The sequence below is a fragment of the Sediminibacterium soli genome, assembly GCF_009939225.1.
Classification (GTDB): domain Bacteria; phylum Bacteroidota; class Bacteroidia; order Chitinophagales; family Chitinophagaceae; genus Sediminibacterium; species Sediminibacterium soli.
The window spans coordinates 209,044-221,909 of record NZ_JAACJR010000006.1 but is presented as its reverse complement, the minus strand read 5'-3'; the positions used below and the strand labels follow the sequence as shown (position 1 = coordinate 221,909).

At 51.9% G+C, this 12,866-nt stretch carries 12 protein-coding genes; 8 read left to right on the top strand and 4 right to left on the bottom strand.

What is annotated here, in order from left to right; all coding sequences use genetic code 11:
* Nucleotides 1-18: 18 nt before the first annotated feature.
* Nucleotides 19-1,287, top strand: a complete 1,269-nt coding sequence (gene bioA / locus GWC94_RS04860) for an adenosylmethionine--8-amino-7-oxononanoate transaminase (protein WP_161833910.1) — start codon at nucleotides 19-21, stop codon at nucleotides 1,285-1,287.
* 21 nt (nucleotides 1,288-1,308) lie between these two features.
* Here the strand turns inward: bioA and GWC94_RS04855 are convergent, their stop codons facing one another.
* Complete coding sequence (locus GWC94_RS04855; RefSeq protein ID WP_161833909.1) at nucleotides 1,309-1,803, bottom strand: SRPBCC family protein; 495 nt, start codon at nucleotides 1,801-1,803, stop codon at nucleotides 1,309-1,311.
* A gap of 1 nt (nucleotide 1,804) precedes the next feature.
* Nucleotides 1,805-2,911 (bottom strand): ABC transporter permease, encoded by a 1,107-nt coding sequence (locus tag GWC94_RS04850; RefSeq protein ID WP_161833908.1) that lies wholly within the window; start codon nucleotides 2,909-2,911, stop codon nucleotides 1,805-1,807.
* A 108-nt stretch (nucleotides 2,912-3,019) separates the two neighbouring features.
* Between GWC94_RS04850 and GWC94_RS04845 the strand changes: the two genes are divergently transcribed.
* Nucleotides 3,020-3,460, top strand: coding sequence for an antitoxin Xre-like helix-turn-helix domain-containing protein (locus GWC94_RS04845; RefSeq protein WP_161833907.1), 441 nt, complete (start codon nucleotides 3,020-3,022; stop codon nucleotides 3,458-3,460).
* Nucleotides 3,457-3,951, top strand: coding sequence for an RES family NAD+ phosphorylase (locus tag GWC94_RS04840; protein ID WP_161833906.1), 495 nt, complete (start codon nucleotides 3,457-3,459; stop codon nucleotides 3,949-3,951). The genes GWC94_RS04845 and GWC94_RS04840 overlap by 4 nt, the downstream gene beginning before the upstream one ends.
* Here the strand turns inward: GWC94_RS04840 and sppA are convergent.
* Nucleotides 3,944-5,698 carry a signal peptide peptidase SppA gene (gene sppA, locus GWC94_RS04835; RefSeq protein WP_161833905.1) on the bottom strand — a complete coding sequence of 585 codons (1,755 nt, stop codon included), beginning with the start codon at nucleotides 5,696-5,698 and terminating at the stop codon, nucleotides 3,944-3,946. The two genes, GWC94_RS04840 and sppA, sit on opposite strands and share 8 nt — an antisense overlap.
* A gap of 63 nt (nucleotides 5,699-5,761) precedes the next feature.
* Between sppA and folK the strand changes: the two genes are divergently transcribed.
* The 3 genes from folK to GWC94_RS04820 are packed head-to-tail and all read left to right on the top strand — an operon-like array spanning nucleotide 5,762 to nucleotide 8,183.
* Nucleotides 5,762-6,250, top strand: a complete 489-nt coding sequence (gene folK, locus GWC94_RS04830; protein ID WP_235918460.1) for a 2-amino-4-hydroxy-6-hydroxymethyldihydropteridine diphosphokinase — start codon at nucleotides 5,762-5,764, stop codon at nucleotides 6,248-6,250.
* Between the two features lie 29 nt (nucleotides 6,251-6,279).
* Nucleotides 6,280-6,912 carry a deoxynucleoside kinase gene (locus GWC94_RS04825; protein ID WP_161833903.1) on the top strand — a complete coding sequence of 211 codons (633 nt, stop codon included), beginning with the start codon at nucleotides 6,280-6,282 and terminating at the stop codon, nucleotides 6,910-6,912.
* Between the two features lie 29 nt (nucleotides 6,913-6,941).
* Nucleotides 6,942-8,183, top strand: a complete 1,242-nt coding sequence (locus GWC94_RS04820; RefSeq protein WP_161833902.1) for an MFS transporter — start codon at nucleotides 6,942-6,944, stop codon at nucleotides 8,181-8,183.
* A 65-nt stretch (nucleotides 8,184-8,248) separates the two neighbouring features.
* Here GWC94_RS04820 and GWC94_RS04815 read toward each other — a convergent pair whose 3' ends face one another.
* A complete protein-coding gene (locus GWC94_RS04815; RefSeq protein ID WP_161833901.1) occupies nucleotides 8,249-8,731 on the bottom strand; it encodes a YkgJ family cysteine cluster protein in 483 nt (160 codons plus the stop codon).
* Between the two features lie 103 nt (nucleotides 8,732-8,834).
* On the opposite strand from GWC94_RS04815, the gene GWC94_RS04810 reads away from it, so the two are divergent.
* Together GWC94_RS04810 and gcvP are read left to right on the top strand one after the other, a co-directional pair.
* Nucleotides 8,835-9,812: a sterol desaturase family protein gene (locus GWC94_RS04810; RefSeq protein WP_161833900.1), complete on the top strand. Its 978-nt coding sequence runs from the start codon at nucleotides 8,835-8,837 to the stop codon at nucleotides 9,810-9,812.
* 100 nt (nucleotides 9,813-9,912) lie between these two features.
* The gene (gcvP, locus tag GWC94_RS04805; RefSeq protein WP_161833899.1) at nucleotides 9,913-12,774 is read left to right on the top strand and encodes an aminomethyl-transferring glycine dehydrogenase; all 2,862 of its coding nucleotides are present in this window, start codon (nucleotides 9,913-9,915) and stop codon (nucleotides 12,772-12,774) included.
* Nucleotides 12,775-12,866 lie beyond the last annotated feature (92 nt).

The window sequence follows — 12,866 nt, the reverse complement described above, 5'->3', positions numbered from 1 at the left end:
ATCCAGTTACATTTGCGCATGGGTTTATCCGAAAGAGACCGGCAGGTGATCTGGCATCCGTTCACCCGGCAAAAAAATGGCATCCCCCCTATTCCCGTTACCAGGGCAAAAGGAAGTTTTTTGTACGACGAAAACGGCAACGCCTATATCGATGCCATCAGCAGCTGGTGGGTAACCCTGCATGGACACGCACATCCGTATATCGCCGAAAAGATCTACCGGCAGGCACTGGAACTGGAACAGGTGATCTTTGCCGGTTTTACACACGAACCCGCGGTGCAGCTGGCAGAACGCTTGCTGCCGCTGCTGCCGGGCAGGTTCAGCAGGGTATTCTACAGCGATAACGGGTCCACTTCCACCGAAGTGGCCATGAAAATGGCGATCCAGTACTGGTGGAACCGGGGCGACAAACGCCGGAAAAAAATACTCGCTTTCCGCAATGCCTATCATGGCGATACCTTCGGATCGATGAGTGTAAGCGACCGCAGTGTGTTCACCCTTGCCTTTCACGACCTGCTGTTCGAAGTCATCTTTATCGACACGCCAACGGTCGAAAACATCGCAGCCACCTGCGAGCTGATCGGGCAGCACCAGGAAGAGATCGCCGCTTTTATCTATGAACCGCTGGTGCAGGGAGCAGGCGGTATGAAGATGTACGCGGCAGAAATGCTGAACCAGTTGCTGGCATACCTCAAACAAAGACAGATCATCTGCATTGCCGATGAGGTGATGACCGGTTTTGGAAGAACGGGAAGACTGTTCGCCAGCGAATACATGGAGCAGCGGCCCGATATCATTTGCCTGAGCAAGGGGCTCACCGGTGGTACCATGGCGCTGGGCGTAACGGCCTGCACCGACCTGATTTACCAGGCTTACTGCAGCGATGATGCGTACAAGACCTTTTTCCACGGACACTCCTTCACCGCCAACCCCATTGCCTGCGCTGCGGCGCTGGCCAGTCTTGACCTGCTTGTGCAAAACCAGTCGCTGCAAACCGTCTCAGCCATTCAAAAATCCAACGAGTCGTTCGCCGAAACGATACAACAGGGTGGTTACCCGATAAGATCCGTACGGGTACTGGGTACCCTGCTGGCTTTTGAAATAGACCAGGGTGCCGATGAATACCTGAATCATATCGGCAGCGTATTAACGCAACAGTCACTTGCAGAAGGTGTTTACCTGCGCCCGCTTGGCAATACGGTATACATCATGCCGCCCTACTGTATCACGGAACAGGAACTGCAGAAGGTGTACGGCTGCATACAAAAACTGCTGTCGGGCATCTGAGCCAACCACCAGGAACAGGGGTTATCGGGGAGAAGTAATTACCGAGTTGAGTTTACCGAGGTTGCGCTCCATCATGGTGCCGAGGATTTTGTCGTTCATCATCGACCCCAGTCTTTCCCAGGGATACCAGTGCAGCTTCTGTTCGAACTGCCACTGCACCACGGTGATTTTTTTATCTGCTGATGAGATCAGCCGCATGGTAGCCGTCTGCGGCGCTCCTTTTGCAGGCAGCCAGTCCGCAACAACGGTTGAATCGGTAACGGACAAAATGGTTACCGCTGTATTTCCCAGCTGGGCCTGTACGGGAGACTGAATATGCACGGAGGGGCCGTCCATTCCCTCGATCCAGTGTTTCCAGCCATGGATATCTTTTACATACGGCAGTACCGAATCGCGCGGAGCGGTAATGTTCACCGCCCTCGATACCAGTACCACCGAAGGCAGCAGAGCGCCAATCAGCGTTGCAATGATGAACAACAGCGCGATACTGATCAGTATCAATCGTAAAAAACGCATACTACTCCCATTTGAATGTCTTGAATGCAACAGTATATACCACCACCGTCCATATGCCCAGTATACCGATCTCCTGCCAGCAACTGCCAAGGCTTGCACCTTCAAAAGCGATATTGCGCATGGCGTTGTTGAAATGCGTCAGTGGCAGTGTACGGCAGATAGGCTGCAGCCAGGCGGGAAATGCATCGATGGAAAAAAAAGTGCCCGCCAGCAGAAACTGCGGCAGCGTGATCAGGTTGGCAAAAGGCGGTATCATGCTTTCGTTCCTGGCCAGGCCGCTTACAATAAACCCGAAGCCCATAAACAGGATAAGCGCCAGGAAGCTGAGTACCATGATCTCGAGAAAAGTGGTGATACCATGTACCAGCGTAAACTTAAAAAGAAAATGCCCCACCCCGATAATGATCACCGCCGTCATCATCTGGAATATCACCCGGCTGAAAGCCTCTCCTAAAACAATATAGGAACGCCTGATCGGCGTTGCATAAAACCTTTTGAGTACGAGTTGCTGACGCAGACTGAAAAATAGGAAGGCAACCCCGAATACACCCGAGCTGAGCAGGGAAAAACCCAGCTGCCCAGGAAGGATAAAATCGATGGTACGGTAAATACGTCCGGGTATCTTCTGCACATGATTGTTCACCAGCGCAATGGTGGGCGCATTGGCATAGGTTTGCTGGTTGATGCCGGCGATCACGGCATTGAGTATGGACTGCAGTACCTGCAGGTTCTGCGGGCTCACCGCTTCGGAACTGGTAAGACTGATATTGTAGGGCGGGTTCTCCAGTCCGGATTTCTGGATATTGATCACCGCCGTGATCCTTCCTTTTTCCAGGTCTTCCCGCAGCTCATCACCGGTTTTGGTAACGATATTGAGACCGGCTATTTTCTTCAGTACGGGGTAAATGGGGTTCAGGGTATCAGTGGCCCTGTCGAATGCCACGTTCATCGATACTTTGCCGCTGCCGCCGATAAAACCGAAGACAAGGATAAATATCAGGGGAAAAGCGATGCTGAAAATAACGGCTGAGGGACTGCGGAAAATAGCCCGCAGGCTTCCCCTGGTAATGGCCAGCATAGCACGCGCCTGGCTGTAGTTTCCTTTCATAATGAACTTTGACCCGACAAATCTATCCTTTTATTACACGAAAGCAAAAAAGCGGGTATTTTTGAATGACCGGACAAAAGTCGTATATTTGGACGACAATTGACGTATATGGCAAAAATCGTAAAATACAGGCAGGAAAGAAAAAAGCCGCTGCAGATGCAGGAGCCTGTGGCGGCGTATGCGCCTTTGCGCAAACCTGTTTCCGTTGCGGATTATTCTTACAAAAAGCTAAAAAAAGTAATGGATGCCGCGCCTTTTACGCAGAGCGAATGGGCCGATATGCTGCATCTTTCCGAGCGTACCCTGCAGCGTTATGCTAAAAACAACACTTCCTTCGAGGGTATCTATACCGATCGCATCCTGCTGCTCCAGGAAATGATCGAACTGGGGCTGGAAACCTTTGCAGACGGGCAGGCTTTTTACAACTGGCTGAAGAAAGACAAGCCCGTTATGGGGCAGGTACTCAATTTTCATTCGCTTGCCTCAGACAGGGGCATCCAGGAAATGATCGACCAGCTATTGCGTATCCAATACGGCGTTTATACATGATCATCTACCGTTTTGCGCATCCTAAATATGCACTCGATATTTCCGGCACCGGTGCACGTATCCGCGGCGGCAGATGGAACCCGCCGGGTGTGGCCGTTACCTATGCCAGTGAACATATTTCGCTTGCGCTGCTCGAGATTCTGGTAAATACCGCCACGCTGGAAGAACTGAACCTTATTCAACTGGTGGAGATCCAGCTTCCCGACACCATTTCACAGCACGAGGTTACGTTATCTGCCCTCAAAAAAGGCTGGCAGCATGATTTTGAGTATACGCAGTGGATGGGGAAAGAAATGCTGCAGAACAGTCGCTCCCTGCTGATCAGGTGCCCTTCGGCTGTCATCCCTTCGGAACACAACCTGCTGATCAACCCCCTGCATGCCGATTTCAGGAAACTGAAACCGGTCACAGCCCGCGGTTTTGATTTTGACGAACGCCTGTTCAAACGGTCGGCCGCCGCACAAAAAAACAAAGCTGCCGGTCTTACCTGAGGGTATAGGTAAACGGCAGTCTTGTCTGTGGCTCTCCTGCCATCTGCTTTACCTGTTTGAACTGCCTGATCAATGCCATCTGCTCGGCGCCGATCTCGTTCTTCAGCACATCCTTACCAATTGTTTTTTTGTAATTCGTCAGCAGCTGTTCGAAGAAACTTTTTTTCTCTGGATACTCCTTCACACGGTACTCTTTGAGCTTAGCCATCCGCGCTGCACAATCCATCGCATCCTGCAGCGTACCCAGCCTGTCTACCAACCCAAGCTTTCGTGCATCGGCGCCTGTCCATACCCTTCCCTGTGCGATACTGTCTATATAACCGATGTCTTTTTTCCGCCCGGTGGCCACCCTTGCCTTGAATGTGAGGTAAATGGAATCCACCGCTGCCTGCATCATTCGTTTCTCGGGCTCGGTAAGCGGCCGGCCGATATTGCCCAGGTCTGCATAAGGCGCTGTTTTGACGCCGTCGAATGTGACACCCAGTTTGTTTCGGAAGAACGACTGCATATTGGGCAGTACGCTGAATACGCCGATAGAGCCGGTAATCGTATTGGCATTGGCAAACACGGAATCGGCATTGCAGGAAATATAATAGCCTCCCGAAGCCGCCACGCCTCCCATACTGACCACAACCGGTTTTTCTTTCCGCGCAAGTGTGATCTCGCGCCAGATGACATCGCTGGCCAGGGAACTGCCGCCGGGAGAATTTACCCGGAATACGATGGCCTTGATGTCTTTATCCATCCTTGCCTTGCGGATAATGTTCCTGAACTCGTCGCTTCCCACCTGCTCATTGTCTCCTTTTCCGGAAACGATGTCGCCATCCGCCAGTATCAGCGCTATCCTGCCGCCATTGGCCCTGCGCCAGGATGTTCCGTTGGAATAGTCCGTAAAATTGACAAACCCGATCTGTTTCTTTTCATCGATCTTCAGCAAAGCCGAGATCTCGGATTTAACCTGGTCGTCGTACCGCAGTCCGTCCACCAACCGGTGCTTCAGTGCATCGTTTGCCGTCTGTATCGTACCTGTTGTGGCAAGTGCATGCAATGCGGCGGTATCGATCTTCCTGGCCTCGGAAGCCGACTGCAGGAAGCGGCTGTACAACCCGCCCAGCCATACGGAGGTTTGCAGGCGGTTGGCCTCCGTCATCTGCGTTTCGCGCAGGGGCTCGGTGGCGCTTTTGAACTTACCCGCGTAAAATATCTGCGGCTGTATCTCCAGTTTGTCGAGCGTACCCTTCAGGAACAAAAGATCGGCGGAAAAACCCGACCAGTCCACACCGCCCTGCGGATGGCAATAGAGTTTATCCGCCAGGCAGCCTATGTAATATCCTTTCTGCGTAATGGCTTCTCCATAGGCGATCACGAACTTATGACCCGCCTTGAAATCCCTGATCGCATCGCGCAGCTCTTCGCTGGCGGCATATTCGTTGGCGTTGCTGCCGCAGAGTATATATATGCCTTTGACAGACGAATCCGTTGCGGCATAGCGGATGAGCCGCACCATATCATACAAGGTGGGCCGGTCATCTTCCTCTCCGTTCAATACCGCATTTACGGGATTACTCTCCGCTTTTTCCCTGAAATGCGTTGACAGGTCCAGTACCAGCACCGCTTTATCGGGTATGGTGGGCTTTTCTTTGGAAGTAATGCTGGCAAGGAATCCCACAAACAGGAACATGCCCAGTATACAGAAAACGACCATCGCAAGGAAGGCAGCGAAAAAGGTTTTGAAAAAGCCTCTCATAATTTGACTATTGGTACTGAATTTAAAGATATTTGACGCCGGTAATTTCTGCAATATATGAACATGGCTTATTTGCTGACAGGCGGTAATCTTGGTAACAGGGAAGAAAACCTGCAAAAAGCGTGTGCACTGATCGAAGAACGCTGCGGCAAAATACAAAGTTCGTCCTCGATTTATGAAACCGAAGCCTGGGGAATGAGGGACCAGCCTGCATTCTTCAACCAGGCGCTGGCGCTGCAGACCAGTTTGCTGCCAGCGGAGCTCATGCGCGAGTTGCTGGCGATAGAGTCTGAGATGGGCCGGACAAGAACGGTAAAGATGGGACCCCGGACAATCGATATCGATATTCTGCTGATCGGCGACCAGGTGATCCATACCGACTTATTAACATTACCCCATCCGGCCATGGCATCCCGCAGGTTTGTACTGCTGCCGCTCAGCGAGATCGCGCCGGCGCTGGTACACCCTGTTCTGCACAAGACCATCAGCGTGCTGCTTGCCGAGTGTACAGACCCGCTGGATGTGCAAAAAAAATCTCCTGCCGCAAACTGAGGGCTGCTAATTTTGGCGCTACGGCAACCATGAAGCACCATTTCATTACGGTAGAAGGAAATATCGGCGCGGGCAAGACCACACTAACGCATCTGCTGGCGAAGCATTTCAATGCCAGGCTGATACTGGAAGAGTTTGCAGACAATCCTTTCCTGCCCAAATTTTACGAGAACCCCGAGCAATATGCATTTCCGCTGGAGCTGTTCTTTATGGCCGAACGCTATAAGCAGTTAAAGGAAATGCTGCATACCAAGGACCTGTTTCAGACCGTGACCATTTCGGATTACCTGTTCACCAAATGCCTGTTGTTTGCCAAAGTGAACCTGCCCGAGGAGGAGTTCAGGCTTTACCAGAAACTGTTCGACATCATCCACCAGCAGATCGCTTTCCCGGATATACTGATCTACCTGCATGCGCCGGTACAGAAACTGCAGGCCAATATCAAAAAAAGAAACCGCTCCTACGAGCAGAGCATACCGGATGAATACCTGTTCAACCTGCAAGAGACCTATACGAGTTATATCAAGCAACATAATATCAAAACCATTTTCATTGACGCCAGCAACGCCGATTTTTTAGGCAATGAAAAGCATTTACAGGTGGTAATCGATGCGCTGGAACGGGATTTTGACGAGGGACAACACTATTTCAGTCTTCCCTGAGCCCATGTTGTTTGCCGAAGCGAAAACTTATGGAAACACAAAAACACGATCCCTTTGCCGCCGTGCGTATTGCAGAATACCGCAACCTACTGGCGGGCCGTTTTCTTTTTATCATGGGTTTGCGGATGATGGGCACCCTCGTGGGCTGGTGGATCTATGAACTCACCAACGAACCTTTTGCCATAGGGCTGATCGGTCTCTCGGAAGTGATCCCGGCGGTATCGCTTTCGCTCTATGCGGGGCATGTGATCGATATCAGTGAAAAAAGAAAGCTGCTGCTGCGCGGCGTGGCCCTTTATCTCGGATGCGCTTTGCTGCTGACCGGACTGTCTGCCAGGTACACGGCCGCACAACTCGGCACGCACTGGATTGCGTTTGCGATCTACATCATTATTTTCTGCACCGGCGTATTCCGGGCCTTTACCGGGCCTACGTTTGGCGTGATGATCGCTTCCATCGTTCCCAAAAACATATTGTCCAATGCCACCACCTGGAACCAGGCCACCTGGCTGGCAGCATCGGTAAGCGGGCATGCCACCGCCGGTTTCCTGATAGCGGGACTGGGCAATACCGCGGCGCTGGTAACCATCTGCGGACTGGTAACCGCGGGTTTCTTTTTTATGTACCAGCTGAAACCCAAACCGGCGCTGAACGAACCCGGTGAGAAGAAGACCATGGACAGCGTAAAAGAAGGACTGCGTTTTGTTTTCTCCACCAAGGAAGTGCTGGGGGCATTATCGCTCGATATGTTTGCCGTATTGTTCGGCGGCGCGGTGGCGATGATACCCGTATTTGCAAAAGATATACTGAAGGTTGGCCCCATCGGGTTCGGCTGGCTGAACGCCGCTTCCGATATCGGTTCGGTATGCATTATTGTTTTGCTTACGCTTTTTCCCCTGCGCAAAAAACAGGGAAAATGGCTGTTGTACGCCGTGGGAGGTTTTGGCACCTGCATCATCATTTTCGCCTTGTCGCAATGGTTCTGGGTTTCTTTTGGGGTAATGGTGCTGTGCGGTATGCTGGATGGCATCAGCGTGGTGATCAGGGGTACCATACTGCAGCTGAAAACACCGGATCATATGCGGGGACGTGTAATGAGCGTGAACTCCATGTTCATCAACAGCAGCAACGAACTGGGACAGTTTGAAAGCGGTGTGGCGGCCAAACTGATGGGTGTGATACCCTCGGTGGTTTTTGGCGGCATTATGACCCTGCTGGTGGTGGGCATCACCTGGGTAAAAGCGCCTTCGCTGAGAAAGATGGAATATTGAGGGGATGGTTGGATGGGCGATGGCCGATTGGGGATTTTGGATTGGTGGTTGTGGAGGAGGGTGGGTTAGCGGGTTTGGAGAAGGCTTTCGAGTACGTAGTATACGATGGGGCAAAAACCGGCGTTTTTGAGGGTGATGGCGGGGCGTTTGAGAAGCACGTCTTCATCGGTATAGGGAAAACGGTGACAGTCGGAAGGACGCGCCTCGTAAATACTGCAACAGTTATCCGCGCCGAGGAAAGGACAGGGTTTGGATTTCACCACATAATCGCCCTCTTGGTCGAGAAAAAGATAGGTCTCGATAAAATCGCCTTCCTTCATGCCAAGGAACCTGGCGATGCGTTTGATATCCGGTGTTTTGAACCGGGGCGAATAATTCTTGCAGCAGGCGGCACATTGCAGGCAATCGATCTTTTCAAAAGCCTGTTCGTGCAGTTCGGGTAATTGACGGAGCACTTTGTTCTTATCGGCTCTTTTCAACAGTTGTTTGTACTGTTTCCGGTGCTCCGCGCTCCGTTTTTCCCACCCTTCCATTTTGATCGCATCCATAATCCTTAACAATCTGTTGAAGATGATATAAGCCCTAACCTGTAATTTGCAATGCAAGATTAACTGGATTTCATGAGAAATCCTTCCTATACTGTATTTCTGTATGAGTGCGATACTGGAACAATGGCTGATATTACTCTCCACCCCGTTATATGCGATCATCATTGGTCTCGAAATACTGCTATCGCATCTCCACAACCGGAACAGCTATTCTTTCAGGGATTCCGCTGCCAGCGTTTACCTGCTGTTGCTGAATTCGGGCATCGACCTGGGATTCAGGGTTGTGTACCTGGCGGCACTGCACTATTTCTTTGTCCATGCCATAGCGCATATTCATCCCTCTTTTCTTTACTGGACGGTGCTGCTGCTGCTCGAGGATTTCCTGTATTACTGGCTGCATCGCTTTGATCACCGGATACGCCTGTTCTGGGCCGTACATGTTACACACCACAGCAGCGAACGGATGAATTTCACCGTCGGGTTCCGGTCGTCGGTTTTCCAGCCGCTGTACCGGTTTATGTATTTTATACCGCTGGCCCTGCTGGGTTTTCAGCCGCTGGACATTGCCTTTATTTATTCGCTCACGCAGATATGGGGCATATTCGTGCACACCGAACTGGTCGGTAAAATGGGCGTACTGGAATATTTTATGGTTACCCCCTCCCATCACCGCGTACACCATGGCTCCAACCCCAGGTATCTCGACAGGAATATGGGTATGTTCCTGATCATTTGGGACAAACTGTTTGGCACTTTCCAGGAAGAGCTGTCCGCCGAAAATTACCAGCCCATCAGGTATGGTCTGACAAAGAATATTGAGAACCCCACGGCGGTCAGTGTGATCTTCCACGAATGGAGCCAGCTGTGGAAGGATATCACACAGAAAGGCCTTCCCTTTAAAACCCGGCTGCAATACCTGTTCGGGGCGCCAGGCTGGAGCCATGATGGCAGCCGTTTTACCAGCGAACAGATGCGCCTCCGGGAAGCGATCGGAACCGAACCATCCGGGCAAGAAGGCTTTCCCCCATTTGCGGCCGATACGGGCTATGCACTGGAGCCGGCGCCTGTCAATCCCTATTGATTCACAGGTTATTAACTGCGATCACAAAGCCCCTGTTTTTACCGTTGTATCGGCGTAACTTTGCGGCGATTTATTACCTACCTAAAGCTATGTTCTTGCTATGAACCTATTCGATCAGCAGTCAACCGAATTTCACGGGCGGCATATCGGCCCCAATCCTGCAGATACCAAATTGATGCTCGAAACCATCGGGGTGTCTTCGCTGGAGGAATTGATCGGCAAAACCGTACCTGCCGCTATCCGCAACAAACAAAAACTGGCTATACCCGATGCCGTCAGCGAGTTCGAATACCTGTCTGAACTCAAAAAAACAGCTGCGAAGAACAAGGTCTTTTCCAACTATATCGGGCAGGGCTATTACGGAACCATCACCCCGAGTGTGATCCTCCGTAATGTCTTCGAAAACCCGGGATGGTATACCCAGTATACACCGTACCAGGCCGAGATATCGCAGGGCCGTCTGGAGAGCCTGCTGAATTTCCAGACCATGGTATCCGATCTGACCGGGCTTCCCATCTCCAATGCATCGCTGCTGGATGAGGCCACAGCCGCCGCCGAAGCGATGGCCATGATCTTTCATCATGTGAACAAATCGGACCTGATCGAAAGACCAAAACTTTTTGTTGACAACTGTATTTTCCCGCAGACAAAAGATGTGTTGCTCACGCGTGCACAGCCGATCGGTGTGGAACTGGTATATGGCGATTATGCCACGGCTGTTATAGACAATACCTATTTCGGCGCCATCGTACAATACCCGAACGATAACGGATCGGCAGAGGATTACCGTTCGTTCATCGAAAAAGTGCATGGGGCAGGCGGACTGGTGATCATGGCAACCGATCTGCTGGCGCTGACCGTTCTGGCTTCGCCGGGCGAACTGGGTGCGGATGTGGCGATAGGATCTGCGCAGCGCTTTGGTGTTCCGATGGGTTTTGGCGGACCGCACGCGGCGTTCTTTGCCACAAAAGACGATTTTAAACGCGGTATGCCCGGCAGGCTGATCGGTGTAAGCATCGATGCCCAGGGCAACCGGGCGCTTCGCATGGCATTGCAGACACGCGAGCAGCATATCAAACGCGAAAAAGCCACTTCCAATATCTGCACGGCACAGGCATTGCTGGCCAATATGGCCGCGATGTATGCCGTATACCACGGACCGCAGGGACTGAGGAACATCGCCGCACGCGTTCACCGGCTGGCGAAGACGGTTTCAGACGGACTGGCGGCACTGGGTATCAGGCAGGAGAACGCAGCCTATTTCGATACGCTTACAATAACCGGCATGGATGCAGCGGCTGTGAAGACCGCGGCAGAAAAACAGGAGATCAATTTCCGCTATTACAGCAATGGCAGTATCGGTATCAGCATCGACGAAACCAGCACTGCCGAGAATATCAGCAAACTGCTTTCCGTTTTCGCAGCGGTTACGGGAAAAAATGCAGTTACTGTTGACAAAAAATCTCTGTCAAAAGAATCCGCGATACCGGCAGCGCTGGCACGCACCAGTACTTTTCTCACCCATCCCGTTTTCAATATCCATCACAGCGAAAGCCAGATGATGCGGTATATCAAGATGCTGGAGAACAAGGACCTTTCGCTTAATACCAGTATGATCAGTCTGGGAAGCTGCACGATGAAACTGAATGCGGCATCCGAGATGATTCCTGTAAGCTGGCCCGAGTTTGGCGCACTGCATCCGTTTGCACCGCTGACGCAGACAGCGGGCTACCAGCAGATCACCGATGAACTCAGCAAATACCTCTGCGAGATCACGGGATTCAGCGCCTGCAGCCTGCAGCCCAACAGCGGCGCACAGGGCGAATATGCCGGTCTGCTGAGTATCCGCGATTACCATATTGCCCGTAACGAAGCTCACCGCAATGTGGTGCTGATACCGATCAGCGCGCACGGCACCAATCCTGCCAGCGCGGTAATGGTGGGCTTTACAGTGGTTGTGGTGAAATGCGACGAAGCAGGCAATATCGATGTGGCCGACCTGCAGGCAAAAGCAGTGCAATACAAAGACACACTGGGTGCGCTGATGGTTACCTACCCCTCTACGCACGGTGTATTTGAAGAAACCATCAAGGATATCTGCCGGATCGTTCATGAGAACGGCGGACTGGTATATATGGACGGCGCCAATATGAATGCGCAGGTGGGACTGACCAGCCCGGGCTCAATCGGTGCGGATGTCTGCCACCTGAACCTGCACAAAACATTTGCGATACCTCATGGCGGTGGCGGACCGGGCATGGGACCTATCTGCGTGAATGAAAAACTTGCCCCGTATTTACCAGGACATGTTGAAAATAAAACAAAGGGGGCTGTCAGCGCCGCTCCGTATGGCTCAGCGAGCATACTGCTGATCAGCTATGGCTATATCAAAATGCTGGGCGCCGATGGCGTGCGCATGGCCACCGAATACGCTATCCTGAATGCCAACTATATGAAGGCAAGACTGGAGAAACATTATAAGATACTGTATACCGGAACCAATGGCTCCTGTGCGCACGAATTCATCGTGGACCTGCGGCCTTTTAAACAAAGCGCGGGCGTGGAAGCGGAAGATGTGGCGAAACGACTGATCGACTATGGTTTTCATGCGCCAACGCTGAGTTTCCCCGTGGCCGGCACCATCATGGTGGAGCCAACAGAGAGCGAGGACAAAGCAGAGCTGGATCGTTTCTGCGATGCCCTGATCGCTATACACGAAGAGATCACGGCGATCGAGTCGGGAAAATCGGATAAGACAGATAATCCCCTGAAAAATGCACCCCATACCCAGGCGGTTATATGTGCTGAAGAATGGAACCACGGATATACCAGGCGGGAAGCGGCTTTTCCGTTATACTATGTAACCCTTAATAAGTTCTGGCCAAGTGTAGCCCGGGTAAACAATACCCATGGCGATCGCAACCTGATCTGCACCTGCGAGCCCACCGAGGCGTATGCATAAGGAGGGGAATGGGTACATTGCTAAATGGTTGGATTGTTAAATGGTTACATGGTTCAATTGTTGAAGGAAGGTAGTGGCTATGCAGCAGCGTG